This window comes from Jongsikchunia kroppenstedtii DSM 45133, assembly GCF_000380485.1.
Classification (GTDB): domain Bacteria; phylum Actinomycetota; class Actinomycetes; order Mycobacteriales; family Mycobacteriaceae; genus Jongsikchunia; species Jongsikchunia kroppenstedtii.
The window spans coordinates 39,692-65,166 of the sequence record NZ_AQYG01000041.1 but is presented as its reverse complement, the minus strand read 5'-3'; the positions used below and the strand labels follow the sequence as shown (position 1 = coordinate 65,166).

Annotated in this window: 24 protein-coding genes; 12 read left to right on the top strand and 12 right to left on the bottom strand. The window is 67.2% G+C overall.

What is annotated here, in order from left to right; genetic code table 11:
- Window positions 1–50 precede the first annotated feature (50 nt).
- The gene (locus G341_RS0105755; protein WP_018178161.1) at window positions 51–827 is read left to right on the top strand and encodes an SDR family NAD(P)-dependent oxidoreductase; all 777 of its coding nucleotides are present in this window, start codon (window positions 51–53) and stop codon (window positions 825–827) included.
- A gap of 85 nt (window positions 828–912) precedes the next feature.
- Here the strand turns inward: G341_RS0105755 and G341_RS0105750 are convergent, their stop codons facing one another.
- From G341_RS0105750 to G341_RS0105740, 3 genes are all read right to left on the bottom strand, one after another.
- The gene (locus G341_RS0105750) at window positions 913–2,745 is read right to left on the bottom strand and encodes an acyl-CoA dehydrogenase (RefSeq protein ID WP_018178160.1); all 1,833 of its coding nucleotides are present in this window, start codon (window positions 2,743–2,745) and stop codon (window positions 913–915) included.
- Window positions 2,746–2,942: 197 nt separating this feature from the next.
- Window positions 2,943–4,157, bottom strand: coding sequence for an oxygenase MpaB family protein (locus G341_RS0105745; RefSeq protein WP_018178159.1), 1,215 nt, complete (start codon window positions 4,155–4,157; stop codon window positions 2,943–2,945).
- 3 nt (window positions 4,158–4,160) lie between these two features.
- Window positions 4,161–4,931, bottom strand: coding sequence for a deoxyribonuclease IV (locus G341_RS0105740; protein WP_026303290.1), 771 nt, complete (start codon window positions 4,929–4,931; stop codon window positions 4,161–4,163).
- Window positions 4,932–5,119: 188 nt separating this feature from the next.
- Here G341_RS0105740 and G341_RS0105735 point away from each other — a divergent pair, with 188 nt between their 5' ends.
- Window positions 5,120–6,520: a WS/DGAT/MGAT family O-acyltransferase gene (locus G341_RS0105735; protein WP_018178157.1), complete on the top strand. Its 1,401-nt coding sequence runs from the start codon at window positions 5,120–5,122 to the stop codon at window positions 6,518–6,520.
- Here G341_RS0105735 and G341_RS0105730 read toward each other — a convergent pair.
- Window positions 6,501–7,433: an alpha/beta fold hydrolase gene (locus G341_RS0105730; RefSeq protein WP_018178156.1), complete on the bottom strand. Its 933-nt coding sequence runs from the start codon at window positions 7,431–7,433 to the stop codon at window positions 6,501–6,503. The two genes, G341_RS0105735 and G341_RS0105730, sit on opposite strands and share 20 nt — an antisense overlap.
- A gap of 29 nt (window positions 7,434–7,462) precedes the next feature.
- Between G341_RS0105730 and G341_RS0105725 the strand changes: the two genes are divergently transcribed.
- The gene (locus G341_RS0105725; protein WP_018178155.1) at window positions 7,463–7,789 is read left to right on the top strand and encodes a YnfA family protein; all 327 of its coding nucleotides are present in this window, start codon (window positions 7,463–7,465) and stop codon (window positions 7,787–7,789) included.
- Between the two features lie 191 nt (window positions 7,790–7,980).
- On the opposite strand, the gene G341_RS0105720 is transcribed toward G341_RS0105725, so the two are convergent.
- Window positions 7,981–8,196 (bottom strand): hypothetical protein, encoded by a 216-nt coding sequence (locus tag G341_RS0105720; RefSeq protein ID WP_018178154.1) that lies wholly within the window; start codon window positions 8,194–8,196, stop codon window positions 7,981–7,983.
- A 92-nt stretch (window positions 8,197–8,288) separates the two neighbouring features.
- Here G341_RS0105720 and G341_RS22945 point away from each other — a divergent pair, with 92 nt between their 5' ends.
- Entirely contained in the window at window positions 8,289–8,660 is a 372-nt protein-coding gene (locus G341_RS22945; RefSeq protein WP_155826799.1) for a hypothetical protein, read from the top strand.
- 98 nt (window positions 8,661–8,758) lie between these two features.
- The gene (locus G341_RS0105710) at window positions 8,759–9,385 is read left to right on the top strand and encodes a DUF305 domain-containing protein (protein WP_018178152.1); all 627 of its coding nucleotides are present in this window, start codon (window positions 8,759–8,761) and stop codon (window positions 9,383–9,385) included.
- Window positions 9,386–9,467: 82 nt separating this feature from the next.
- Here the strand turns inward: G341_RS0105710 and G341_RS0105705 are convergent, their stop codons facing one another.
- Window positions 9,468–10,580 carry a glycoside hydrolase family 183 protein gene (locus G341_RS0105705; RefSeq protein ID WP_043450724.1) on the bottom strand — a complete coding sequence of 371 codons (1,113 nt, stop codon included), beginning with the start codon at window positions 10,578–10,580 and terminating at the stop codon, window positions 9,468–9,470.
- Window positions 10,581–10,817: 237 nt separating this feature from the next.
- On the opposite strand from G341_RS0105705, the gene G341_RS0105700 reads away from it, so the two are divergent.
- Window positions 10,818–12,017, top strand: coding sequence for an ATP-grasp domain-containing protein (locus G341_RS0105700; protein WP_018178150.1), 1,200 nt, complete (start codon window positions 10,818–10,820; stop codon window positions 12,015–12,017).
- A gap of 22 nt (window positions 12,018–12,039) precedes the next feature.
- On the opposite strand, the gene G341_RS21145 is transcribed toward G341_RS0105700, so the two are convergent.
- The 4 genes from G341_RS21145 to G341_RS0105680 form a co-directional block, all read right to left on the bottom strand.
- On the bottom strand, window positions 12,040–12,888 hold the full coding sequence (locus tag G341_RS21145; protein WP_018178149.1) for an alpha/beta fold hydrolase: 849 nt from the start codon (window positions 12,886–12,888) through the stop codon (window positions 12,040–12,042).
- Entirely contained in the window at window positions 12,872–13,714 is an 843-nt protein-coding gene (locus G341_RS0105690; protein ID WP_018178148.1) for a thioesterase family protein, read from the bottom strand. Before G341_RS0105690 ends, G341_RS21145 begins: the two co-directional genes overlap by 17 nt.
- 76 nt (window positions 13,715–13,790) lie before the next feature.
- The gene (locus tag G341_RS0105685) at window positions 13,791–15,443 is read right to left on the bottom strand and encodes a glycosyltransferase family 39 protein (protein WP_018178147.1); all 1,653 of its coding nucleotides are present in this window, start codon (window positions 15,441–15,443) and stop codon (window positions 13,791–13,793) included.
- Window positions 15,415–16,008 (bottom strand): hypothetical protein, encoded by a 594-nt coding sequence (locus G341_RS0105680; RefSeq protein WP_018178146.1) that lies wholly within the window; start codon window positions 16,006–16,008, stop codon window positions 15,415–15,417. The genes G341_RS0105685 and G341_RS0105680 overlap by 29 nt, the downstream gene beginning before the upstream one ends.
- A 150-nt stretch (window positions 16,009–16,158) precedes the next feature.
- Here G341_RS0105680 and G341_RS0105675 point away from each other — a divergent pair, with 150 nt between their 5' ends.
- A complete protein-coding gene (locus G341_RS0105675; RefSeq protein ID WP_018178145.1) occupies window positions 16,159–16,770 on the top strand; it encodes a hypothetical protein in 612 nt (203 codons plus the stop codon).
- On the top strand, window positions 16,767–18,392 hold the full coding sequence (locus tag G341_RS0105670; protein ID WP_018178144.1) for an AMP-binding protein: 1,626 nt from the start codon (window positions 16,767–16,769) through the stop codon (window positions 18,390–18,392). The genes G341_RS0105675 and G341_RS0105670 overlap by 4 nt, the downstream gene beginning before the upstream one ends.
- A 36-nt stretch (window positions 18,393–18,428) precedes the next feature.
- Here G341_RS0105670 and G341_RS0105665 read toward each other — a convergent pair whose 3' ends face one another.
- Both G341_RS0105665 and G341_RS0105660 read right to left on the bottom strand, forming a co-directional pair.
- Window positions 18,429–18,980 carry a GNAT family N-acetyltransferase gene (locus tag G341_RS0105665; RefSeq protein ID WP_026303286.1) on the bottom strand — a complete coding sequence of 184 codons (552 nt, stop codon included), beginning with the start codon at window positions 18,978–18,980 and terminating at the stop codon, window positions 18,429–18,431.
- A gap of 71 nt (window positions 18,981–19,051) precedes the next feature.
- Window positions 19,052–21,085: an SDR family oxidoreductase gene (locus G341_RS0105660; protein WP_018178142.1), complete on the bottom strand. Its 2,034-nt coding sequence runs from the start codon at window positions 21,083–21,085 to the stop codon at window positions 19,052–19,054.
- A 206-nt stretch (window positions 21,086–21,291) separates the two neighbouring features.
- Between G341_RS0105660 and G341_RS0105655 the strand changes: the two genes are divergently transcribed.
- From G341_RS0105655 to G341_RS0105640, 4 genes are all read left to right on the top strand, one after another.
- Window positions 21,292–21,798, top strand: a complete 507-nt coding sequence (locus G341_RS0105655; RefSeq protein ID WP_018178141.1) for a hypothetical protein — start codon at window positions 21,292–21,294, stop codon at window positions 21,796–21,798.
- Between the two features lie 5 nt (window positions 21,799–21,803).
- Entirely contained in the window at window positions 21,804–23,228 is a 1,425-nt protein-coding gene (locus G341_RS0105650; protein ID WP_187329165.1) for an ABC1 kinase family protein, read from the top strand.
- A gap of 113 nt (window positions 23,229–23,341) precedes the next feature.
- Complete coding sequence (locus G341_RS0105645) at window positions 23,342–24,550, top strand: lipid-transfer protein (RefSeq protein WP_026303285.1); 1,209 nt, start codon at window positions 23,342–23,344, stop codon at window positions 24,548–24,550.
- 21 nt (window positions 24,551–24,571) lie between these two features.
- Window positions 24,572–25,438 (top strand): MaoC/PaaZ C-terminal domain-containing protein, encoded by an 867-nt coding sequence (locus G341_RS0105640; protein ID WP_018178138.1) that lies wholly within the window; start codon window positions 24,572–24,574, stop codon window positions 25,436–25,438.
- Window positions 25,439–25,475: the final 37 nt, after the last annotated feature.

Sequence of the window (25,475 nt, the reverse complement as noted above, 5' to 3'; positions counted from 1 at the left end):
GCCGTGGACCCGAGCGAACGCTCTGCACGCAGACAAGTAATGTGCCCCACATGGATCTGAAAGATACGAGTGCAATTGTCACCGGCGGTGCCTCGGGCATCGGCGCTGCGGTGGTCCGCCAGCTGGCGGCCAAGCGAGCCAAGGTCGTCATCGCCGACCTGCAGGCAGAGAAGGGTGAGGCGCTGGCCTCCGAGGTCGGCGGCGCGTTCGTGAACGTCGACGTGACCAACACCGAGCAGATCGAGGCCGCGGTCAACAAGGCCACCGAGCTCGGTCCGCTGCGTACGCTGGTCAACTCGGCCGGTGTCGGCTGGGCCCAGCGCACCATCGGCAAGGACGGTCAGTTCGAGTCGGCGCACAACCTCGACCTGTACAAGAAGGTCATCAACATCAACCTGATCGGCACGTTCGACTGCATCCGCCTCGCGGCGACGGCGATGAGCCGCAACGAGGCGTCGGCGAGCGGCGAGAAGGGCGCGATCGTGTCGATGGCGTCGGTCGCGGCGTTCGACGGCCAGATCGGTCAGGCCGCGTACAGCTCGTCCAAGGGCGGCGTCGTCGGCATGACCCTGCCGGTCGCCCGCGACCTGGCTGCCGCCGGCATCCGCGTCAACACGGTCGCCCCCGGCCTGATCGACACCCCGATCTACGGCGAGGGCGAAGCGTCGGAGGCGTTCAAGGCCAAGCTGGGCGAGAGCGTGCTGTTCCCGCACCGCCTGGGCCAGCCGGACGAGCTCGCCTCGATGGTCATCGAGCTGGTCACCAACTCGTACATGAACGCCGAGGTCATCCGCGTGGATGGCGGCATCCGGATGCCACCGAAGTAGTCGTCGGTACAGACCCGATCTACAACGACAAACCCCGCAGAGAAATCTGCGGGGTTTGTCGTTGTCCGTGGGGTCTGACGGCCGGTCAGAAGGCGGCTTCGTCGAGCTCCATCAGCTCGTTGTCGATGGTCTCCAGGATGCCGCGAGTCGAGGTGAGCTGCGGCAGCATGTTCTTCGCGAAGAAGCTGGACACGGCCACCTTGCCCTCGTAGAACGCCTTCTCGCTGCCCTCGGCGCCGTTGTCGAGCGCGGCCAGCGCGATCTCGGCCTGACGCTGCAGCAGCCAGCCGATCAGCAGATCGCCGACGCTCATCAGGAAGCGCACCGAACCGGTGCCGACCTTATACAGCTCGGACGGCTGCTCCTGCGCGGCCATCAGGTAGCCGGTCAGGGTGGCGGCCATCGCCTGCACGTCCTCCAGCGCGGTCTTCAGCAGCTCGCGCTCACCCTTGAGGCGGCTGTCGCCCTCGGTGGTCACGAAGTCGTTGACCAGGCCGGCGACGTGGCCCAGTGCCTGGCCCTTGTCGCGGATGATCTTGCGGAAGAAGAAGTCCTGCGCCTGGATGGCGGTGGTGCCCTCGTACAGCGAGTCGATCTTCGAGTCGCGGATGTACTGCTCGAGCGGGTAGTCCTGCAGGAAGCCGGAGCCGCCGAAGGTCTGCAGCGACTCGGTGAGCTTCTCGTAGGCGCGCTCGGAGCCGACGCCCTTGACGATCGGGAGCAGCAGGTCGTTGATCTTGAACGCCAGGTCGGCGTCCGCGCCGGAGACGACCTTCGCCGCGACCGGGTCCTGGTGCGACGCGGTGAACAGGTAGATCGCCCGCAGGCCCTCGGCGTAGGCCTTCTGTGTCATCAGCGCGCGACGCACGTCCGGGTGGTGCGTGATGGTCACGCGCGGCGCGGCCTTGTCGGTCATCTGGACGAGGTCGGCACCCTGCACGCGCTCCTTGGCGTAGGCCAGGGCGTTCAGGTAGCCGGTCGACAGGGTCGAGATGGCCTTGGTGCCCACCATCATTCGCGCGTGCTCGATGACGTCGAACATCTGCGCAATGCCGTTGTGGATCTCGCCGACGAGCCAGCCCTGGGCCGGGACGCCGTGCTGGCCGAAGGACAGCTCACAGGTGGCCGAGGCCTTGATGCCCATCTTGTGCTCGACGTTGGTGACGAAGACGCCGTTGCGCTCGCCGAACTGCTGGGTCTCGAAGTCGAAGTGCGTCTTGGGGACGTAGAACAGCGACAGGCCCTTGGTGCCCGGTCCGGCGCCCTCGGGGCGGGCCAGCACCAGGTGCATGATGTTCTCGAACATATCGTCCGAGTCGGCCGAGGTGATGAAGCGCTTCACGCCCTCGATGTGCCAGCTGCCGTCATCCTGCTTGATGGCCTTGGTGCGGCCGGCGCCGACGTCCGAGCCGGCGTCGGGCTCGGTGAGCACCATGGTGGCGCCCCAGCCGCGCTCGGCGATGACCTTCGCCCATTCCTTCTGCTCGTCGGTGCCGTTGTTGTAGAACACCTCGGCGAAGGCGGGGCCGGCCATGTACATGAACGCCGGCGGGTTGGCGCCCAGCAGCATCTCGGCGATGCCCCACTTGACGGTCGCGGGCACCGGGATGCCACCCAGCTCCTCGTTCAGGCCGGTCAGCGCCCAGCCCGACTCCTGGAAGGTCGCGACCGACTTCTTGAACGGCTCGGGGATGGAGACGGTGTGGGTCTCGGGATCGAAGACCGGCGGGTTGCGGTCGGTGTCGGCGAACGGCTCGGCGAGCGGGCCCTCGGACAGTGCCTTCACCTCGCGCAGCATCTCCTGCACGGTGTCGTGGTCGAGATCGCCGAACTCGCCGGACTTGAGCACCTCGTCGACGTTGAACAGCTCGAAGAGGTTGAACTGCAGGTCACGCAGGTTGCTGAGGTAATGCGACATTGAATATCCCTCTGTGTGGTTCGACTCTTGTCATTGGTGGGCTTGGGCTGGTCAGAACCCGACTGGCGCGACCCGCCATCCGGCTTCCCGGAAGCTAAGTTACTCGCCAGTAATATGCACAATGTACCGCGCTTGCAAGAGTTGAACAAGTGCGTCACGGGGCGAGCGTGAGGATCGTCACGACAGGCCCTCGCAGGTCAGCGGCGCAACTCCTGGGTCGCGTCGAAGGCCTCGACCTTCCGGCCGATCTGCCAGGCGTGCCATCGCTGCCACCGTCGCATCGACCCGGTCTGCCACCGGCGATCGATGGCGGGGGACAGCCTCCGGAGGATCTCGATCGCTGCGATCAGCGGCGCCCGGCCGACGAGGATCGCCAACCCGGGCAGGCCGCTCGGCAGCCGGTACTGCCGGCGGTTCCACGGCAGCATGAACAGCCGCGTGTATCCGGCTTGCAGCTGCAGGTGGTACTTCGCTCGCAGCCGGGCGATGCCGCGCATGTCGGCCGGCGGTTCCCAGGACGGGACGAAGCCCTCGACAAGCTCGTGGCCGAGTTCGCCCGAATCGTGCTGGCGCGTCGCGTCGAAGTAATAAAGCAGCCGCAGCCCGTCCGCGACGGTCTCCGGGTACATGTCATCGACCCGGCAGCCGACCAGGTGGCCCAGGTAGCGGTTGAAATGCAGCACCGCCCGCATCTCGGCCGGGCTGGTCAGGAAGCCGAGACCGAACAGCCCGAAGGCCGGTCCGACGCTGCCGCCGAGCAGCGTCAGCATCATCTCCGTCTGGCTGATCGGCAGACCCCAACGCGCACTGTCCCATTCGGAGTGGTCGGCGACCCGCGCCCGGACCGACACGTGCATCACCCGAACCTTGAGTGACACCGTGCGTGCCGTCGAACCGGGGGTCAGCACCGCACCGGGCTGGCACACCTCCAGCCACCAGCGTGTGGTCTCCAGGTAGCGATGCAACGCGCTGGCACCGGCGTAGCCGCCGGACAGCGATAGCGGAACGGCAAGGGAGGCTTCGGTATAGGTGTCCATGGTGCCGGCGTTGCCGACCGCGCCCAGGCTGTAGCCCCAGCGGCGCCACACCGCGGCGCCGGCCTCGATCAGCTCCGGGTCGACCCAGTCGGGAATCGTCTCGAACTCCGCGAACAGCGCACGCATCGACTCGGGGGCGTCGTCGATGGCCGAAATACCCTCGCGCAGCGCCCGATCCAGCAGTTCGGTGGCGGCCTTGCCGCCCATCTCGCCGTGATAGGTGTCGGCGACGAAACGCTCGGCGACCGGATCGCCCGCGGTATGCCCGCGCAGGTAGGCGTCCTGAATCGGTTGCGGGGGAAGGAGGTCGAACCGGGTCAGCTTCTTGACGCGGCCCGCCAGCCGCCGATGGGTGGGGGCGACCATCAGGTCCATCGGTCAGACCGACTCGCGCAGAAACTGCAGATCGTCGGCGACGCCGTCGGCCGGCGTCTCCAGGATCACCGGGGCGCTGGCGGCCTTCACGACGTCGATCAGCATGTCGGTGTCGATATGCCCGTCGTGCAGGTTGGCGTGGCGGTCGCGGCCCGAGTCGAACTCGTCGCGAGAGTTGTTGAGGTGCACCAGATCGATGCGTCCGGTGATGGCCTTGACCCGCTCGACCAGCCCGACCAGGTCTTCGCCGCCCGCCCAGGCGTGGCAGGTGTCCAGGCAGAACCCGGCCTGCTCGAAGTCGCCGACCGCGTCCCAGAGCCGCTCGATCGATTCCAGCGTGCGCGCCATCGCGTGATCGCCGCCGGCGGTGTTCTCGATGAGAATCGGCACGGCGAATCCGCCCTTGTCGGCTTGGCGCTCGAAGAGTTTGCGCCAGTTCTCGAAACCCTTCGCGTCGTCCTCGCCGTCGCGCAGATGCCCGCCGTGGACGACGAGGCCGAACGCGCCCAGCTCGCCGGCCGCGGCGGCCTGCAGCTGCACCGCCTGGCGCGACGGCATCCGCAGCCGGTTGTTCAGCGAGGCGACGTTGATCTGATACGACGAGTGCACGACGACGTCGATGTCGGACTCGCGCAGTTGCTGCGCCTGCGGATGCGGCTGCGGTTTGTCCCATTTCTGCGGGTCGGTGACGAACAGCTGGATGACCTCGGCCCCCAGCTCCATCGCTCGTCCCAGCGGGTCATTGTCCTGCCGCACGTGTGCACCCAAACGCATGAGGCAACAGTAGCGCCGCCGTCCGACGGGGTGATCTGTGATGGAGTTGAACGAGCGCCCACATGTGTGTTATGGCTCATTTTCGCCGGCTTGCTGTGTTGGGTCCCACGGGATTGCTATACATCTGACGACGGGTTTCCGGGGCGCGCCGTGCGCTGGACCTGGGGCGAAAGGAATCCGAAGGAGCCATGGAACGACTCAGTGGGCTTGATGCCACCTTCCTCTACATCGAGTCGCGCTCGCAGCTGATGCACGTGTCCGGGATCATCCAGATCGATCCCGAAACGGTCCAGGGCGGCTACCGCTTCGAGGACCTGCGGGCCGAACTCGCCCGCCGCGTGACGGCGATGCCGGCGTTCCGCCGCAAGCTCTACAACCCGCTCATCAACCTCGATCATCCGGTGTGGGTGGAGGACGACAAGTTCGACATCGAGGCCCACGTGCACCGGGTCGCCGTGCCCGCGCCCGGCGGTCAGCGGGAACTGGCCGACCTATGTGCGCATATCGCGGGTATCCCGCTCGATCGCAGCAAGCCGCTGTGGGAGATGTGGATCATCGAAGGTCTCGCTAACGGCTGCGTCGGCGTCATGCTGCGCATGCACCACGCAGGCGTCGACGGCGTGACCGGTGCCGGCCTGATCGCGCAGCTGTGTTCGATGACCCCGGACCCGCCGGAGCTCGACCCGAAGATGCTGAAGGAGACGGCGGGCGACGCGCCGCCGCTCGAACTCGCCGCGAGCGGCGTGAAGAACGTCGTCACCCGGCCGCTGAGCCTGGTCGGCCTGCTGCCGCGGACGGTCAAGGTGCCGGTCGACTGGCTGGCGCGATCCAAGCGGGGCGACGCCATGCCGGCGCCGTTCTCGGCGCCGCGGACCTCGTTCAACGGCTCGATCACCGGGCATCGCTCGATCGCCTTCGCACAGGTCGACCTCGAGGACGTCAAGACGATCAAGAACCACTTCGGCGCCAAGGTCAACGACGTCGTGCTGGCCGCGATGTCCGGTTCGCTGCGCAGGTTCCTCGCCGACCGCGGCGAGCTGCCCGAGCAGCCGCTGGTCGGCATGGTCCCGGTGTCGGTGCACGAGGCCGAGATCGGCGCCACCCTGGTCGAGGGCACCAACAAGGTCAGCGGCATGTTCACCCGCCTGGTGACCGATATCGACGACCCGGTCCAGCGCATCGAAGAGATCACCAACCGGATGGCGACGTCCAAGGAGCACTTCGGCAACATCAACGCCAACCTGATGCGGTCGTGGGCGCAGTTTGCGCCGCCGCTGACCATGCAGACCGTGATGAAGCTGTACGGCAGCGCGCAGCTGGCCGACCGACATCCGGTCATTCACAATCTGGTGATCTCGAATGTGCCGGGCCCGAGCTTCCCGCTCTATTTCCTGGGCGGCGAGATCAAGGCGATGTATCCGCTCGGCCCGGTGTTCCACGGCGCCGGACTGAACGTCACCGTCTTCTCTTCCGAGGGCCATCTCAACCTCGGCGTCATCGCGTGCAAGGAGCAGGTGCCCGATCCGTGGCCGATCGTCGAGGCGTTCGTCGAAGACATCGAGGAACTGCTCAAGGCAGCGTCGGCGTAGCTTTCGCGGGGACGACGCTCCGGCAGGCCTCGACGAAGGTCGGGACGAACTTTCCGGGCTGCATCACGCAGCAGGCGTGACCGGCGTCGATGTCGAATCGCCGGGCTCCCGGGATCCCGTCGACCAGGAGCTGCTGACGGCTCGGCGCCACGGTGCGATCGCGGGTGCTGATGCAGACGGCCGTCGGTGTCTGCAGGGTGTCGAGCCAGTCGCGCGAATCGAATTCGTTCAGGCCGTCGTTGAGGCGGCGGTAGCGCGAGAATGGCGTGGACCGGAACTGCCGCGCGCCCCAGACGCCGGGCGGCACCGAAAGATCGTCCAGCGCCGCATGATTCGTGGGAACGACCAGCTTCGGCTGCTGCTTGTGGGTGAACCGGGTGAATATCGTCTCGCCGCGGCCGGGGGTGCGTTCGGAGTCGGGGTGGCCGCTGAAGAACGGGCCGGTCGAGCACAGCACCATCGCGGAGGTCCGGTCGGCGTGCCGGTGCGCGACCAGCTGCGCGACGCCGCCGCCCATCGAAAAGCCGGCGACCGCAAAGCGATCGAGGCCGAGCACGTCCGCCAGTGCCGCCACGTCGTCCGCGCAGTCGTCCAGATGGAACTCGTCGGACAGGATCCCGCGGCCATGCCAGCGCTGGTCCAGCGTGATCACCCGGAAGTGCTCGGCGAGCGCGGGGATCGACGGATACCAGCACAGCTGACCGGTCGTGGTGACCGAATGCAGCAGGATCACCGCGGGCTTGCCGGAATCCGCATCCGGCGTACCGGGTGCGGCGCTGTCCGTGACGTACGTGCTGCCGCGTCCGGGTAGGTCGACCATGCCGCCCAGCGGTACCTGGTCGATCGGCTGCGCGCGCACGAGCCGACCGAGTCCGGCCGCACCGGCGTGCAGTGCGGTTCTGCGTGCACTCATGCCACCAACCGTAGCGCTACGGTTGGCGAATGACGGTCGGCAAGACGGTGATCCTGTTCGTGATCGCCGCCGTTTGTGAGATCGGCGGGGCGTGGCTGGTGTGGCAGGGGCTGCGCGAGAACCGCGGCTGGCTGTGGGCGGGCGCGGGTGTGGTCGCGCTCGGCGTGTACGGGGTGGTGGCGACGCTGCAGCCGGACGCGCATTTCGGCCGGGTGCTCGCGGCATACGGCGGAGTCTTCATCATCGGATCGCTGGCGTGGGCGATGATCTTCGACAAGTTCCGCCCCGACCGCTACGACCTGCTCGGGGCCGCCATCTGTGTGGTCGGGGTCGGCGTGATCATGTTCGGCCGCTGACGGCATCGCCCAACCAGGTCGACAGGACACCCACGTTCGTCGACCGGACACTCACTTTCGCCGAGTGGACACCCACGTTCGTCGACCGGACACTCATAGTCATCGAGTGCGCGGTCTGTCCGGTCGGTGCTCATGACGGTCCACTCGATGAACCTCACGGTCCACTCGGCGAACGTGAATGTCCGGTCGGGTCAGTCGTCGGGGCCGAGTTCGGTCTCGACCGAGATCGGTACCCCGGCCGCAATGAGCACCCGGCAGGGCATCTCGGTATCCGGATACAGCGTCAGCCACTGATGCCCGCCGCTGCCGTCGGCATAGACCTGCTCGACGGTGCGTTCCAGCCGCGCCTCGGCCTCGCGGTTCAGGATGTATTTGCGATCGCCGTACCGGAGAAAACGCTTGGCCATGCGCCCGATCTTGCCCTCCGGGCTCGACGGCCGACACCGGATCGGTCGATTCGGTATCCTGCATACCGGTCGGGGGTATCGGAGGAGGTGTAATGCGCGGTCGGTTGCCAGTGGTGCTGACAGCGGTGTTCGCCGTCTTCCTCATGCATCAGGGTGCGGTCGGAATGGCCGTGGCCGCGCCGATGGCCATGCCGGCTTCGATGCATGCGCAGTCGACGCCGGTGGCCGGCCATCAAGCCGCCGACAAGGCCTCCGGGGTCGCCGGCTGCGAGCACGGGCACCACTGCGTCTTCGTGCGCTCGGCCGAGATTGCGCTCGCAGCGGCCGTGCTGATCGCCATCGTGGCAGTCGCGATCGCCGTCGACATCGTCGGAATCTGCTCGCGCCGACTGCGTTTCATCGCCGAACGGCCACCCCCGTGGACGGCTCCCACCCAGGCTTCGTTGTCGGTGTTCCGGCGCTGACGCACGTCCCGGTGCCCCGAATCGGGGGCGACCGGCATCTGCCTCAACCCGAAGCCCGCTGTGGCGGGCTCGAACACCGACGAAACAGGAAGTCTCTCATGAACACATCTATCAGGATCGCCGTCGCCGCGGCCGCATCGATCGTCGTGATCGGCACCGCCGCAGCATGTTCCGACGATTCGTCATCCAGCGACCACGCGTCGTCATCGGCCATGTCGATGCCGTCCGGCTCGGCGTCCATTCCGGCATCGGCGAGCTTCAATGCGGCCGACGTGATGTTCGACCAGATGATGATCCCGCATCATCAGCAGGCCGTGGAAATGGCGAAGCTGGTCCCGTCGCGCACCACGAACGAGCGGGTTCGCGCGTTGGCCACGGCGATCGAGGGCGCGCAGCAGCCGGAGATCGACCAGATGACCGCCGCGCTGCAGGCGTGGCATCAGCCGACCTCGATGCCGTCCGACGGCGGACATGGCGGGCACGGTGGCCATTCGATGAGCGGCATGATGAACGACGACCAGATGAACGAACTGAAGACGTTGTCCGGCAGCGCCTTCGACACGATGTGGCTGCGGATGATGGTCGAACACCATCAGGGTGCGATCGAGATGGCGCAGACCGAGCTCGCGCAGGGCAAGGATCCGGCGACCAAGGCACTGGCGCAGTCGATCATCGACGCGCAGCAGAAGGAGATCGCACAGATGCGGTCGATGCTGCCGCAGTAGTCGGCCGACGACGGCCGTAATCAACCACAACGATTGGGCCCCGCCGGATTACCGTCGGGGCCCGATCGTCGGTAGAGATCGACTACTTGAACTGCGCCAGTGGCAGCCGCGCCAGCAGCACGTTGTAGTTCTGGTACTGCGAGACGGTGAAGTACAGGTTCGACCCACTCGACCACGGGTGGATGTACGGCGCGTAGGCCGACACCATCTCGCCGCTGCCGATGATCGTGCGCGGCGGGCTCCACGGGCCTTCCGGACTGGACGCGGTCTGCATCATGATCGCCGGGTTGGTCGACAGCATCACGTACTTGCCGAGGTAGGCGTTCCATGCGACGGACAGCTCGCCGGTCGGCTTGACGTTCACCGGGCTGGCGACGTCCGGGTTCTTCGGCACCCACTTGCCCTTCGACCAATACGAGTAGGCGCCCAGGTCGGTGATGCGGTTCGCGTCGACGCGGGCCAGGTAGACCATGCCGTTGCGGCCCGCCGGCGTGCCGTAGACGTACACCGTGTTGCCCACGCGCAGCAGCGACTGCATCTGGAAGTTGAAGTTGCCGCCGGCGGACGGGCGCACGGTGTTCGGCAGCTCGGCCCAGTTCTGGCCGTAGTCGCCGGAGACGGCGATGGCGGAGAACTTGGTGTCCCAGTTGTTGCCGCCGGGCCAGCGGGTGACGTCCATCCACGTCATGTACTGCTTGCCGTTGATGGCGATGGCCGACGTCGGGATCTTGGTGATCTCCGCGCCGATCTGCGGGGTGAGCAGTTCCTTCGCGTGGCCGGGGAAATCGGTGATGGCGCCGTCGAAGAACATGCCGCGGCTCAGATCGCGGGTGTGGCTGGTGAAGATCACGTTGGAACGCCAGGCGAAGAACGTCCGATTCTGCACCCACGAGAGCGGGTTGAAGCTGGCCGAGTCGCCGAAGACCGACAGAATCCGGCCGCGACCATCGTCCCAGGTGATGCCGAGGTCGGCGCCGAGGACCGCGTACTGCGCGGTGTTGTTGATGCTGTTGAGTCCCGTGATCCAGTTGACGGCCTTGGCCGGTCCGGTCAGATTGGGGGTGCCCCAGACTCCGTTGATTCCGGGGATGGGATTCGGTGAGGCCGATGCCGGGGCTGCCACTGTGGCCGTGAGTCCTGCGGTGGCGAACAGTGCGGCGGCGGCGACCACGATGCGGCTACGCTTGCGTTTCAAGTGACCCAAAGCATCTTCTCTCGTTATGTGTTCACCCAACCCTTGTGACTGAACGCACCTTCGGAGAAGTTACTACCTGGCAACTATCGCGGCAAAGCGAGAATCGGACATGCCGGGATAGTGCGGATCTGCTGTGCTGGCGACGCGGGCGAATGGGGCGTCAGAACCGCGGTGGGATACGATATGTCCTGATCAGGGGCGGAATTGACGTTGTCGAATTTGGGAATTGGGTGAGTAATGGCAAACGACCCGGGACCGCTTGGCGGGCCACGTGACGGTGGATCGGCACGGATCCTGATCACCTTCGGCCGCTCGTTTCTGACCCTGCATCTGGCCCGGCTTCTCGCCGACGCCGGTCACGAGGTGATGATCGCCGACTCGATGAAGCTGCCCGTCACCCGGTTCTCGAACGCCGTGAGCCGGGTGTTCCGTGTGCCGGCGCCGCGTTTCGATCCGCACGGCTACGGCCGCGAGCTCGCGCGCATCGCGGAGCAGGAGTCGATCGACCTGATCATCCCCATGCACGAGGAGACCTACTACCTCTCGATGCAGCGGGAACTGTTCCCGCCGACCACCAAGCTGTTCCTCTCCGACTTCCGTCTCGAGAACCAGCTGCACAACAAGGTCGAATTCCAGAAGCTGCTCGTCGACCGGTCGGTGCCGGTCATGCGTTTCGCCGAGGTCCGGTCGCAGCAGGAGCTCGACGAGCTCGACATGGGCGATCTGACATACGCGCTCAAGCAGAGCTACTCGCGCGGCTCGGCCGAGGTCTACAAGGTGCGGCCGGGACAGAAGCCGACCGGGCTGACGTTCGAGGCCGACAACCCGTGGATCGCCCAGGAATGGGTCGACGGTCGGCAGTACTGCAGCTACTCGGTGGTCCACGAGGGGCGGGTGCTCGCCGAATCGATCTACCCGGTGCGGTATGCCATCGACGGCAGCTCCAGCCTTACCTTCGAGCAGACTGATCACCCGGGCATCAGCGACTGGATCGCCGAGATCGTCAAGGACGTCGGCTTCACCGGTCAGATCGGATTCGACTTCATCGACTCGCCCGAGCGCGGACTGCTCTCGATCGAGTGCAACCCGCGCTCGACGAGCGGCATCCTGATGTTCGATCGCGGCAGCGGGATCGACAAGGCATTCCTTGGTACCGCAACGGAATTGGTGACGCCGCGGTCGGATGTGCGCCGGATGATCGGCCCGGGCATGATGCTCTACGGCTGGCGCAAGTCATCGCTGGCGGGCAACACCTGGCGCGGTTTCTGGCGCGATTACCGGGCCACCGACGAGATCATCTCCGATCGGCAGGACAAGGCGCCGGTCATGTGTGTTCCGTTGGCGCTCGGCAACATCAGCCTGCACGCGCTGCGGTATCACGTAACGCTGCCGGAAGCCTTTCTCTACGACCATGACTGGGACGGCACCCCCATCTAGGCCGTCGATTCGTCGAATGCAGTCACCGATGCTCCAGGCAGAAGAGTTCCAGGTGGTTGCCGACGTCGACCGGGTGCGTGATCAGTCCGCCGTGCGCGGCTCCGTCGACCTGCACATAGCGCGCGCCCGGAATCAGCTCCGCGGCCTGCTTGCTGGTGCCGGGCGGGAAGAACGCGTCGTGCTCGAAGGCGATGACCAGCACCGGCTTTGCGATCGCGGCGAGGGACTCGTCCGTGGGCTCGCCGGCGTCGACCCAGGCGCGTGACGCCTCCAGCTGTCCACGCATGCCGCGCCGATGCGCGTCCGGATCGTCCGGTGTGACGCCGTCGAGCATCCCGCGCCACGCGGTCACGGTGGGCTGGTCCTGCACCATCGACGGCGGCAGCGTGGTCATGATCGTCTCGAAAGTCAGTACATCGGTGGGCAATTCGCCGTACTTCTCGATCAGCCCCAGCTCCATGTCGTTGACCAGCCGGCTGATCGCCGACGATCGCAAGCCGCCCACCATCGCCAGCGCGCCGATCAGTTCCGGTCGCCGCCGAAGAATCGTCTGTGCCACATAGCATCCCATCGAATATCCGATGGTGATCACACCGCGCAGACCGAGATGGTCGAAGAGTAACTCGGCATCGGCGGCCAGGTCGGCGACCGAGTAGGGCGGTTCGGGTGCCGACGACGGCGCGAGCCCGCGCGCGCTGAAGCTGACGACCGAAAAGCCCGCGGTGGCCAGCCGATCCACCAGTCCGACGATCTTCCAGGTGCTGGCGGGCATCCCGAGCCCGCCGAGGAGCACGATCGTCTTGTCGGCGCCGGGGTTGGCGCGTTCGTAATGCAGGACGACGCCGGGCGCTACCTCAATCTCGGACGACATGCTCGCCGGGCTTGTCGTCGCTGAAATCGATCTGCGCTGCCGAGTTGTTCAGCGCCACAACCATTCCGGTGCCGAACGGGCCCTTCTCGTCATAGAGCGTGGCGGTGCCGACCGAGATGCCGTCGTCGGCCCAATGGCTGTCGGCCTCCAGGCCGATCTTGTCGCCGACGGGAAGCCGTGATAGTCCGACGGTCAGGTCGGCGTTGATGTAGCCGATGCCGTCGGTACCGAGGTTGGTGATGAGGCTGGTCGACTCCGCGGCGATGACCGCACGCTGGAATGGGGAGAGCGCTTCTCCCGGAACGACGGTGGCCGGCAGCGTCGACCACAGGCGCTTGCGGCTCGCGTTCTGGATGTTTCCGGTGCCGCCGGTCCACCCGGTGTCGTCGGAGCCGATGAGACCGATCCGGCTGCGCTGCGTACCGATATTCGCCAACTCCTGATCCGCCGGCGGCGCCGGCAGCTCGCCACGGGTCCATTCCGCCCCGGGCGGCGGCGCCGATTTTCGCAAGAGCACCAACAGGGTTCGCGACACCATGGCACCGTTCTGCAGGAGCCGAGCCTCGGCGACCCGAATTCGACGACCGTCACGCAGCATCTCGATCTGCACGGTGATCGGATCCAGCTTCGCCGCCTTGAACAGGTCCACCGTCAGGCGGGTCGGCAGGAAGTCGCCGGAGTCGTCGATGCAGGCCAGTTCCAGTTCGTGGGCGGCGAGCGCGACGACGGCCGGACCGTGCAGGGTGTCCTTGGACCAGCGGCCCAACGCCCACTTGGTGGGGACGTATCCGTCGGGGCCGGGTTCGAAGAATGCGGCGGTGGTCATTCTTCGGATATTGCACCCTCGGTCCGAACCGGGCGTCCCCGGGTGGCGGAATCGTGGATTTCGCCTGGTCGCGCGGTCAGGACGGGCGGGTGAGGCGGACCACCTGCGAATGGTTGAACCGCGTCGCGGAGTCGACCCGCAGGCCACTCGCCGCCAGCACGCGGTACAGGCCGGAGTCGGTGAAGCGGAACGGGTCGAAGATCCAGTGCACCCCGCCGGCCGGTCGGATGACCGTGCGCCGTCCGCGGTCGCCGTCGGTGATCACCCACACGGTCGCGCAGGCGCGGGCCCACGGGCCGTAGTCCTGCTGGGGGCGATCGGTATCCCACAGCGTGCCGGCCCGGTCGGCCGCCACCGCCGGACCGATGTCGGCGAGCCCGCGAAAGTCGTTGGGCGCGGCCAATAGAATCATCCGATCCGACGCCGGGCTCCAACTGATCTGCGATTCGAATGCCACGCAGTCACCGGGACGCGCGTGCGACCGAACGAATGCGGCGGCGGCCGAGAAGTCGCTGCCGCCGATATGACCGTAGGCGGTCCGCTGCGCCAGATACGTCGGCGCCACCAGCACCACGAGTACAGGGATGAGCAGTAGCGCCGATCGATGCAGCTCCACGAGTTTCTCGACGCCGACCGCGATGAGCAGGGCCAGTGCCGGCGCCGTGAATGCGAGATACCGCGGAACGTAGGTCGGCGTCGCCAGCCACGAGTACACGAGGACCAGGATCGCCGGGACGGCGAGCCACGCGAGCGCCAGCACGATCACCGCGCGGGCCCCCGACTGCTGCCGCCATGGCCCCGTTTGCTTCCAGGGAGCCGGCTGTCTCCAGAGCGTCAGGCCGATGCCCGCCGCCACGATGAGGGCCGCTGCCACGGCGTAGCCCGGTGCGCCTTGGACGAACTCGAAATGCAGGTAGTCGCCGATCGTGCCGCCGGAGAATGGTGGGATCCAGGAGATCTGGGCCGCCTGGCCGTGCACGAATACGGCAAACGGCGCCAGCACGGCCAATGTGATTCCGGCTGCGACGGCGAACGGCCACGATCGCCGCCGTCCGCGCCGGGTCAGGACGACCACCGCGTGCGCGCCGAGGAGCGTGATCGACAGCAGAAACCAGGCGCCGGACAGGACCATCGCCGCGGCGTACAGCAGCCACCAGGCGCGGCCGCGCTCGATGGCGACCAGCAGCGCCAGCATCGTCAGCACGGCGAACAGGATCGAGAAGGAGTAGCCGCGAGCCTCGTTCGCGGCCCACAGCACCCGCGGGATGGTCATGGTGATCAGCCCGGCGACGACCCCGAACCGGGTGCCGATCAGCTTCGTCCCGAGGACCACCATGACGCCCGCCGAGGCGGCGACGGCGAGCGCCGACGGCAGTCGGGCTGCCTCCTGGGAGAGTCCGAAGGCCCCCCAATCGCGGGTCGCGTCGAACCAGAAATGCATCACGACGTAGTACGCACCGTGTACGGCGTCGACGTGGCTAAGCAACCGATCCATATCGGGCAGTGGCCGATTCGCCGCCGATACCGTCGCCATCTCGTCGTACCAGTAGGACGGCACTCCCAGATGCCAAAGCGACACCACCAGCGCGAGTACGCCGATGCCGAGCGGCCACCACGAACGCTCGCGAATCCGCGCCAGCGCCGGATGCGTCATCGACCGCCGCGGCGACGAGCTCGCGCCGACGGGGCGGGAGCCGGCATCAGGGGCGGGGCGGCGTTGCGGTCGCACCTGGCGACGATACTTCGTCGTCCGATCCGTCCGACTGCAGTGCCGCGGCGAGCTCGGCCAGCCGGGAACTGCCCGGCAGGGCCGAGATCCGTTCCAGCAGAGCAGCGATCGGATCACTCTCGGCCAGCGACCGCAGCTGACCCAGCCCGGCCCGCAGCAGCGGCAGCGCGCCGGTCTCGTCGCCGGCCTTCACCAGGGCGTCGGCGGCGCGGACGTAGAGATCGGCGGCCGCGCTGCCCTGACCGGTGTGGCTCTTGGCCCAGGCGAGCCATCTCGCCGCCTCGACCGAGATCGCGTCGGCGGCCGGATGGGTGCGCAGGTACTTGTTGTAGAACTCGGCCGAGATCGGTTCCAGGTCGCCCCAGCGCTCGAGCTGGCCCATGCACCGGACGCTGCCCAGGAGATCGGTCAGGTAGTTCTTCGAGTAGGGGCCGTCGCGGCGTGCGCGGACCTCGCGGAGCACCGAGAATTCCGCCAATGCGGCGTCGTAGTCGCCTTTGGCATAGAGATCGGCCGCCTCGGATTCCATCTCCTCGAGCACGTTCTCATCATCGTCGTACCCCACCCGCGCTCGGGAGCTTTCGGGAAACTACAGTGTGGGAACCGCGACGAACCTAGCGATCGCTCGGTTTGATCGCCGCGGAACCGCCCGGCGGCATAGGGTGACCTACGACACGATTCTGAGTCAGACGATTCTGGGAGATCGGAGCGCGAGGTGGATGTTCTGGGTCGGCTGCGTGCGTTGCCCGACGGCATTGCCGCGATCACCAAAGAGGCCGGCGCCGTCGGCATGGAACTGGCCCGGGTGGGCTGGGAGCTGTCCGACCCCGCGAACATCGTGGTCGCGCTGCGGACCCTGCGTCAGGTGATCGCCCTGGCCGACCCGGACCGCCCGCTGGGCAAGGCATTGGCCGCCGAGGGCGGCATCGGCGAGGCGCTCGCGCCCGGCGGCGCCGTCGACAAACTGCTGGATGTCGACGGCGGGGTCGGCGTGCTGTTCGGCCCCGACGGTCTGCTGGAACGCGCGGTCCGCGAGGGCGGCACGCTCGATCAGGTCAAGACCGTCGAGGAGACGCTGCAGATCCTCGCGCCGACCCTCAAGGAACTCACGCCGCGGCTGCAGTCCGCGATGGACGACACCGCCGGCTTGAAGGACACGCCGCTCGGCGATTTCGCCACCGGCCTGCTGGCGCAGGGTCAGCGCCGCAGCCGCCGGCGGACCGGCCGCACTTCTGACAAGACGACTGTCATCGACGCCGAACTCGCCACGGCCGACGATGATTCCGACCCCATTGATCCCGCCCTGCCCCCACGAGGAGACACATGATTCTGGATCGTCTGCAACGCCTGGCCGCCCCGGCCGTCGTCAACGCCAAGTCGGTGGGGGTGATCGTTCGTTCCGGTGCAATGGACTTCAAGCGGCCGGACCACCTGGTCGCCGCCGCCAAGGACATGCGCACGATCGGACCGCTGGCCAGCCCGGTCAAGGGCAGCGCCCGCCGGTTCCCGGACACGATTGCGATCATCGACGACGACACCCAGATCACCTACCGCGAGCTGGAGCGCACGGTGGACCGCCTGGCGGCCGCGCTGCACAAGCGCGGGATCGGTCCCGACTCCGTCGTCGGCATGCTGTGTCGGGACCGTCTCGGACTGGTGCAGGCGAAGGCTGCCACCGGTCAGGTGGGCGCGCGGGTGGTCTTCCTGAACACCAGCATGTCGGCCAAACAGACCGCAGAAGTCTGTGTCCGCGAGGGTATTTCGGCAATCATGCACGATTCGGAGTTCGCCGAGGCGGCCCTGGCCGCGCAGCCGCGCGTGCGAGTGGTGGTGCACGGCCCGGCCGCCGGCGCCGAGACTATCGGTGAGCTGATCGCCGAGGGGGCGAACCTCCCGGCGGCGCCGCGCCCGTCGCAGCCGGGTTCGATGGTGATTCTCACCGGCGGCACCACCGGGCTGCCCAAGGGCGCCTCCCGGTCGGTGAGCAACCCCTTGGCTGCGGCCGGCATGATCGAGCGGATCCCGGTGCCGCTCAATGGCGTCACCGTCTACGCGGCGCCGATGTTCCATGGCACCGGCCTCAGCCAGTTCCTGTACTCGATGACCCTGGGCAGCACGAATGTCCTGCGCGCGAAGTTCGACCCCGAGGCCACGCTCGCGGCCGTCGAGAAGTACCGGGCCACCACCCTGGTCCTGGTGCCGACGATGCTGCACCGGATCCTGTCGGTGCCGGACAACGAGAAGTACGACACCTCGAGCCTGCAGGTGATCTTCTCGGCCGGGTCAGGCATCCCGATCAGCGTGGGCAACAAGGCGATCGAGCGATTCGGGCCGACGCTGTACAACTTCTACGGCTCGAGCGAGGTCAGCGTCGTCACTGTCGCCAAGCCCGAGGACTGGATCGCGGCGCCGGGCTGCGCCGGTTACCCACCGTCGGTGGTCACTGTGCGGCTCATCGACGCCGATAGCAACGTGGTCGAGGGCCCGAACAAACGAGGCACCATCTATGCCGGCAGCGCGCTGATGTTCGACGGCTACTCCGGCGGGGGCACCAAGAAGATGATCGACGGCTTGATGTCGACCGGCGACGTCGGCCACTGGGATGCCGACGGTCGGCTGCATGTCGACGGTCGCGACGACGACATGATCGCGTCCGGCGGCGAAAATGTCTTCCCGGGCGAGGTCGAGGATCTGCTGTACGCGCATCCGAAGATCCGGGAGGCCGCCGTCTTCGGTGTGCCCGACGACGAGTTCGGGCAGCGGCTGGCCGCCGTGCTGGTGCTCGAGGACGGCGCGGAGTTCCCCGCTGACGAGGTGCGGGCGCATGTCAAGGAGAACCTGGCGCGGTACAAACAGCCGCGTGATGTGCACTACCTCGACGAGCTGCCGCGGACGGCGTCAGGAAAGCTGCTGCGCCGCAACCTGATCGCCGATTTCGGCGGACAGTAGGCGGTCGGGGCCGTCGGGTCAGTCCCGGAACATCGTTCACAGGGTGGGGCCGCCCATCGGCAGGTGAATCTCGCCGGTGACCTTGAACCCGAACCGCTCGTAGAGCGGGTTGTTGGCGATGTTGGAGCTTTCCAGATAGGCGGGGCCCTCGATCTCGTCGAGCCGATGACGCAGCAACGTCGTGCCGATCCCTTGGCCCTGCGATACCGCACCGATCGTCGCGAGGTACCAGTGCGGCTCCTTCGGACGCCGACGCGCGGTCGACACCGCCAGCGCGATTCCCCGGGGGAGGCGCCCGCGGAGAGCCCGCGCGAAGATCGGCAGGCTGCGCATCGACTCGCTCGGTGGCGGTTCGTGGCCGGGCGGATCCCATTGCGCGGCACCGACCGCCACGTCGCCGTCGTAGAGCAGCTCGCCGCTGTCGGGCGCACCGTGCAGCGCCAGGTCGAGCCCCTCGAAGGCGGAGCCGTCCCGGCGCGGGTCGGCGATCACCCACCGCATCACCGGGTCATCGGCGAACGCGGTGGCGAATACCTGCCACGCGACGTCGCGGTTGCTGGGATCGATCGTGCGAATCTCTCGGCCCATGAAACTCATTTCTACCCGGGTCGCGACGGTTGCGCCGGGCGCCGAGACGCCGTGGTTGCCCGACAGGCGGCTCAGCGCGTTCGGCGCACCGGGCGAGTGGCGAGCCGGCGCCACGCGAGCCGGGTGGCGGCGCCTGCGACCCGGGCCGGCGCGGGCGCCGTGTTGCGCTCGCGGCCGTCCGGCGCCGTCTCACCCATCGCCTGGCCGGCGATCAGATGCGCGCCGAGCCGGGTGGCCCGCGGGCTGAAGCTGTGCGCCATGGTGATGAACGGTCCGCCCGCGGTGTTCACCAGCGGCTTCTTGCGGATGAGCGCTTGGCGCACAATGTATTTGTGGGCCGCCGCCTCGGCGGTGAGCACCGGCACCCGCCGGTTCACCTCGCGGCTGGGTGCGCTCATCGGCGTCGCCACCAGCGGCATCCGCACGTTCGAGACGGTGATGCCCTCGGACAGCAGATCCTCTCCCGCGATCAGCCCGAAGGTGTCGATGGCCGCCTTGGAGGCCGTGTAGGCGGACCATTTCGCGAGGCGCGCGTCGACGGCGGCCGTGGTCACGTTGACGATATGTCCCGACTGTCGCTCGATCATCGACGGCAGCAGCGCCAGCGTCAGCCGCACCACGGCGGTGTAGTTGATCGCCATCGTGCGCTCGTAGTCGTGCAGCCGATCGACCGACGCCATCACCGATCGGCGGATCGAGCGGCCGGCGTTGTTGACGAGATAGTCGACGTGATCATGTTCGGCGAGAAGCTGTTTCACCGTCGCGTCCACCGCGGCGTCGTCGGTGAGGTCGACGGGATAGGCGCCGGCCCGGCCACCGGCGGCGGTGATCTCGCGGACCACCGCGTCCAGTTCGTCGCCGCGGCGGGCGAGCAGCAGCACAACCGCCCCCATGGCGCCCACTTCGAGGGCCAGCGCGCGCCCGATGCCCGACGAGGCGCCGGTGATCACGATGACCTTGTCGCGCAACGGATGCCGGCGCGAGGTGCGGCGGGCGCGGTCCGGGTCGAGGTTGTCGAGCCAGTAGTCGATCAGCGCCGGGGCGTAGTCGCGCAGCGGCGGCGGGGTGCCGGGCAGGCCCAGCTCGGCCAGGGCCGACGCGGTCGCCTTAGTGTCGAAGCGCACTTTGATCGGCGGCATCGCCAGCAGCTGCGGCGGGATGCCGACCTCGGACACGGTTTCGTCGAACACACGGCGCACCATGCTCCGGTGGCCGCCGCTGGGCAGCGGAATGTTGACGGCGGAGCGGACCCGCGGGGCGTTGAGGATGTCCGCGAAGACGTTCATCACGCTGAGATAGGTCTCGTCCGTCGGCGAACCGAGGTGAAAGACGCTGCCGCTGGGGACGTCCGCGGCGATCAGCGCCGCCATCGACGACACCACGTAGTCGACGGGGACGACGTTCATCCGGGAGCGCAGCACGCCGCCGGGATCCGGGCTCACCAGCGGGAGCCGGTGCGGCAGCAGCGCCATCCGTGTCATCATCGGCAGCAGGTAGTACGGCCCGTCGACCTTGTCGATCTCGCCGGTGGTCGAATCGCCGAGCACCACCGAGGGACGGTAGACGCGGTAGGGCACGCCATCGGACCGGTCGGCCTGGTCGCGGACCAGCTTCTCGGCCTCGAACTTGGTCCGGTGATACGACGATGGGAAGCCCTGACCGAGGTCGAAGTCGGCTTCGGTGAACGGGCCTGCGTGGTCGCCGGATACCGCCACCGACGACACGTGGTGAAAGACGGGCGCCTGTCCCGTGCGGCGGCCGACGGCCGCGGCGAACTCCAGCGCATGCCGGGTGCCGTCGACGTTGGCGCGCACGTTGACCTGGTCGTCGACCGTCATGTCGTAGCTGGCGGCCAGATGTACGACGTGATCGGGCGCCTGGTCGAGCGCGGATACGTCGACGCCGAGCTCCGACACGGTGAGGTCGCCGACGATCGGCACCGCCCTGTCGAAATTCGGCCAGTCGGCCATCAGCTCGGCCAGCCGGGTGCGGGACGATTCGCGAACCAGCAGGTACAGGACGTCGCAGTCGGGTCGATCGAGCAACGCGGCCGCCAGGCGAGATCCGATGAAGCCTGTCCCGCCGGTGAGGAAATAGGTGGTCATGAGTGCCTCCGTGGGGTGTTGCCCCAACTTACCTACATTGATGCATATATGTAAATGGTGGTTTCGGTCACCGCGCCGGACGGAAGGCGCCACGAGGCGATGGCACCTGCCGGTTCGGTTCGGTTCCTGGCGCGGCGGGGGTCATAATCGACATCGGCCGTCGGCAGCGCCGACAAGTTGCAACCGTGCGACGAATAAGGAGTCCCGTGGAGATCAAGCGCCATCTCGAGATCGACAAGACGATCGACGAGCTGCTGACGGAGTTCACCGCCGCGTCCGGATCGATCAGTCAGGCCGAGGTCGAGGCCGAGGTCGGCGTGCAGGTCGAGGTGAAGAACGCGCCGAGTTGGGAGACCGTGGCGCCCGGCGACACGATCAGCCTGATGGCCACCGTGATGGGGATGCCCCAGGAGCTGGTGCTGACCTTCACCGAGGCCGACAACAAGGACGCCGTGCTGGCCACTAAGAAGGGCCGCTACCGGATGAACGGCCTCGGCTTCGGCGACACCAACGTCGCTGTGGCCATTGATCTCGACGGCACGACGGGCACGAGCATCGCCGACGTGGAGACGTCGCTGACCGGCGAGATCATGGACGGCCCGCTCGGCATGATGGCGCAGCAGGCACTGGCCGAGCAGGAGGACGCGATGATCGCGAAGATTCAGGAACGATTCCCGGTGCTGGCGGGGGCCCGGATCACCGCACCGGAGTAGATCAGATGAGCCAGCGACCGGACAGCCCCCGATCGATAGGCAGCCGACCGGCTGACGACGTGTTGATGCTGCAGAAGGTTCCCGCTGTCACCGAGATCCGTCGGGTGGGATCGTTGCTGCGACAGGCCGGTCGGGCCGGGGTGCGACTCGCAAGGCCGGGGCATGGCAAGCCGCTGAAGATCCGTGCCGCGCAGCAGACGCGGGAGTCGTTCGCCCGTCTGGGGCCGACCTACGTGAAGCTGGGCCAGCTGATCGCCTCCAGCCCAGGCGTTTTCCCGCTGCCGCTGTCCAGGGAGTTCCGCTCGATGCTCGATCGGGTGCCGCCGGCGGACCCGGCCGAGGTGCGCCGCGTGCTCATCGAGCAGCTGGGCGACGAGCCGGAGAAGATCTTCGCGCGCTTCGATTCCGAGCCGATCGCGTCGGCGTCGATCGCGCAGGTGCACACCGCGACGCTGCGTAGTGGCGCCGATGTCGTGGTCAAGATCCAGCGCCCGGGCATCCGGATGCGGCTGGCCTCGGATGTCCAGCTGTTGGCGCGGGCGGCGAAGGTCGCCCGGGTGACCTCGGTCGGCAAGGTGATGAACGCGCCCGAGATCGTCGAAGACTTCACTCAGAACCTCAACGAGGAGTTGGACTTTCGGGCCGAGGCCCGGGCGATGGAGGAGTGGCAGGCCGCCGTCGCGGATACCGACTACGCCGACCGGGTGCGCGTCGCGAAGGTCTACCACGAATACACCACCGAGCGCGTGCTCACGATGGAGCGGATCACCGCGACACGCATCGACGACCTGCGGACGATCCGCGCCAAGAAGTTCGACGGCACGCGGCTGGTCAAGACGCTGCTGCTGTCGCTGCTGGATACTGGCCTCAACCAGGGCATCTTTCACGGTGACCTGCACGCCGGCAACGTGCTGGTCGACGATGACGGCCGAATCGTTTTGCTGGACTTCGGAATCGTCGGCCGGTTCGATGAGCGATCGCGAAAGATCCTGTGCGGCTTGGTGATCGATCTCCTGGTGCGGAGCGACCACGAGGCGGCCGTGCAGAAGCTGTTCGAGCTGGGCGCCGTGCCTCGCCACAGCCTGGACGGCGGCGACGTCGGGCAGGTGATGAAGAACTTCACCGATCCGTTGGCCACCACCGACATGCGCAGCCTTTCGTACGCCGATCTCGGCAAGCAGCTGATGGATCTGGCCAAGGAGTACGACCTGCGGCTGCCGCGGGAGCTGGTCCTGGTCGGCAAGCAGTTGCTGTATGTCGAGCGGTACATGAAGCTGCTCGCGCCCCGGTGGACCGCGATCAGCGACCCGGAGCTGTTCGCGATGATGGCCCGCCTGATGAAGGATGTCGAACGCGAGCGCCGGGCGGCCGTGGCCGCCGCGGCGGCGGACGCCGACACGATCCGACCGGACATCGCCGAGAACTCCTAGATCGCCATTCTCCCAGTTGAGGAGCTATGGACGCAGCTCCCGCAATCGCATACAGTTCTGCATGTATGTTCCCCGTGGTGGGAACGCTGTCGACGTTCAGGGAGAAGTGGTACATGTCCAAGCGCACTGCCGAACGGGTATTCGTGGTCGGCGTCGGTATGACCAAGTTCGAGAAGCCGGGATCCCGCGAAGGCTGGGACTACCCGGCGATGGCCAAGGAGTCCGGCACCCGGGCGCTCGAGGATGCCGGCATCTCGTACGGCGACGTCGAGATCGCCTTCGCCGGTTACTGTTACGGCGAATCGACCTCCGGCCAGCGCGGCATCTACGAACTGGGTCTCACCGGCATCCCCGTGATGAATGTCAACAACAACTGCTCCACGGGATCGACCGCGCTGTACCTCGCGGCCGAGTCCATCCGTGGCGGTCGTACCGACGTGGCGCTGGCGATCGGCTTCGAGAAGATGCAGAAGGGTTCGCTGGGAACGACTTTCAACGACCGCGAGCAGCCGATGACCAAGCACATCATGGCGCTGGCCGAGATCGCCGAGTTCGCCATGCCCGCCGCGCCGTGGATGTTCGGCGTCGCGGGGGTCGAGCACAACGAGCGATATGGCTCCACGCCGGAGCATTTCGCGAAGATCGGCTACAAGAACCACAAGCATTCGGTGAACAATCCGTACTCGCAATTCCGCGATGAGTACACGCTCGACGACATCCTGGAGTCCCGGGTCATCTACGGTCCGCTGACCAAACTGCAGTGCTCGCCGACCTCGGACGGCTCCGGCGCGGCGATCCTGGTGAGCGAGAGCTACCTGCAGGAGCACAACGAATTGCTGCCGCACGCAACGGAAATCGTCGGCCAGTCGATGATCACCGATACGCCGGGAACCTTCGAATCGAAGTCGGCGCAGACGCTGGTGGGCAAGGAGATGTCGCGGCGGGCGGCCCAGGAGGTCTACGACCAGTCCGGACTCGGGCCCGACGATGTCGACGTGATCGAGCTGCACGACTGTTTCTCGGCCAATGAGCTGATCACCTACGAGGCGCTGCAGATCGCCGCGGAGGGCGAGGGACACAAGCTGATCGACAACGACGAGACCACCTACGGCGGCAAGGTCGTCGTCAATCCGTCCGGCGGGCTCATCTCCAAGGGACACCCGCTGGGCGCGACGGGCCTGGCCCAATGCGCCGAACTCAACTGGCAGCTGCGCGGTCAGGCAGATGCTCGCCAGGTGGCCGGGGCGAAGGTGGCGTTGCAGCACAATATCGGCCTCGGCGGCGCGGTCGTCGTGACCGCCTATCAGCCGGCCGACCGGTAAACCAGCCGATCTGGTTGCGAAATGGCTGATCTCAGTGAGTTGTCGTTCAACGCGGCAGCAGTGGGTAAGTGGGTGCCGGGCGAGGACTTCCCCGTCGAACGCGACCGCATCGTCGCATACGCCGAGGCGACCAACGATCCGATCGCCGCACACCGGACGGGGGAGATAGCGCCGCCGGTGTTCGCGATCGTCCCGATGTTCCAGTCGCTGGTGGTGACGACGATGGAAGTGGTTCCCTACCAACTCATCCCCCGCGTCGTGCACGGCGAGCAGCATTTCCGGTTCCACCGGCCGATCCGGGCCGGCGACGTACTGAGCGCCCGCTCGCGGGTCATCGGCTACACCGGCAAGGAGAAGGGCACGCCAGGCGTGGTGCACGCCGAGGTACGGGATGCGGACGGTGAGTTGGTCAACGAGCAGTGGGTGACCTTCTTCTTCCGCGGCTTCGATGCCGGTGAGTCCGTGGGTGATTCGGCGCCGGACCACACCTTCGACGAGAGCCTGCGCGACAGTGCGCCGGTCGCCACCGTCACGCAGCATGTCGACGACGATCAGACGTTCCGGTACTCGCCGGCGGCCGGCGATCCGATGCCGATCCATCTGGACGAGGAAGCGGCGAAGGCGGCGGGCCTGCCGGGGATCATCGCGCACGGTCTGTGCACGATGGCGTTCACCTCGTGGGCGGCGCTGACCGAGCTCGGCGCGTCCGACACCGGCCGGCTGCGGGAACTGGCGGTCCGCTTCGCGAAACCCGTTCTGCCCGGCCAAGACATCACCAGCACGTTCTGGCGCCGCCGCACCGCCGACGGCGCCTCGATCTACCAGTACGAAACCGTCGCCGCAGGCGACGTGGTCATCAAAGACGGCTGGGCCCGGATATCCGACTGACGTCGGAGGGGGCAGTCAACGGCAGCGGGAGACTGAG

What these genes read in the sequence shown, in the direction of transcription:
- G341_RS0105755 (WP_018178161.1), top strand. Translation starts at nt 51, where the DNA reads ATGGATCTGAAAGATACGAGTGCAATTGTCACCGGCGGTGCCTCGGGC.
- G341_RS0105750 (WP_018178160.1), bottom strand. Translation starts at nt 2,745, where the DNA reads ATGTCGCATTACCTCAGCAACCTGCGTGACCTGCAGTTCAACCTCTTC.
- G341_RS0105745 (WP_018178159.1), bottom strand. Translation starts at nt 4,157, where the DNA reads ATGGACCTGATGGTCGCCCCCACCCATCGGCGGCTGGCGGGCCGCGTC.
- G341_RS0105740 (WP_026303290.1), bottom strand. Translation starts at nt 4,931, where the DNA reads ATGCGTTTGGGTGCACACGTGCGGCAGGACAATGACCCGCTGGGACGA.
- G341_RS0105735 (WP_018178157.1), top strand. Translation starts at nt 5,120, where the DNA reads ATGGAACGACTCAGTGGGCTTGATGCCACCTTCCTCTACATCGAGTCG.
- G341_RS0105730 (WP_018178156.1), bottom strand. Translation starts at nt 7,433, where the DNA reads ATGAGTGCACGCAGAACCGCACTGCACGCCGGTGCGGCCGGACTCGGT.
- G341_RS0105725 (WP_018178155.1), top strand. Translation starts at nt 7,463, where the DNA reads ATGACGGTCGGCAAGACGGTGATCCTGTTCGTGATCGCCGCCGTTTGT.
- G341_RS0105720 (WP_018178154.1), bottom strand. Translation starts at nt 8,196, where the DNA reads ATGGCCAAGCGTTTTCTCCGGTACGGCGATCGCAAATACATCCTGAAC.
- G341_RS22945 (WP_155826799.1), top strand. Translation starts at nt 8,289, where the DNA reads ATGCGCGGTCGGTTGCCAGTGGTGCTGACAGCGGTGTTCGCCGTCTTC.
- G341_RS0105710 (WP_018178152.1), top strand. Translation starts at nt 8,759, where the DNA reads ATGAACACATCTATCAGGATCGCCGTCGCCGCGGCCGCATCGATCGTC.
- G341_RS0105700 (WP_018178150.1), top strand. Translation starts at nt 10,818, where the DNA reads ATGGCAAACGACCCGGGACCGCTTGGCGGGCCACGTGACGGTGGATCG.
- G341_RS21145 (WP_018178149.1), bottom strand. Translation starts at nt 12,888, where the DNA reads ATGTCGTCCGAGATTGAGGTAGCGCCCGGCGTCGTCCTGCATTACGAA.
- G341_RS0105690 (WP_018178148.1), bottom strand. Translation starts at nt 13,714, where the DNA reads ATGACCACCGCCGCATTCTTCGAACCCGGCCCCGACGGATACGTCCCC.
- G341_RS0105670 (WP_018178144.1), top strand. Translation starts at nt 16,767, where the DNA reads ATGATTCTGGATCGTCTGCAACGCCTGGCCGCCCCGGCCGTCGTCAAC.
- G341_RS0105665 (WP_026303286.1), bottom strand. Translation starts at nt 18,980, where the DNA reads ATGGGCCGAGAGATTCGCACGATCGATCCCAGCAACCGCGACGTCGCG.
- G341_RS0105660 (WP_018178142.1), bottom strand. Translation starts at nt 21,085, where the DNA reads ATGACCACCTATTTCCTCACCGGCGGGACAGGCTTCATCGGATCTCGC.
- G341_RS0105650 (WP_187329165.1), top strand. Translation starts at nt 21,804, where the DNA reads ATGAGCCAGCGACCGGACAGCCCCCGATCGATAGGCAGCCGACCGGCT.
- G341_RS0105645 (WP_026303285.1), top strand. Translation starts at nt 23,342, where the DNA reads ATGTCCAAGCGCACTGCCGAACGGGTATTCGTGGTCGGCGTCGGTATG.
- G341_RS0105640 (WP_018178138.1), top strand. Translation starts at nt 24,572, where the DNA reads ATGGCTGATCTCAGTGAGTTGTCGTTCAACGCGGCAGCAGTGGGTAAG.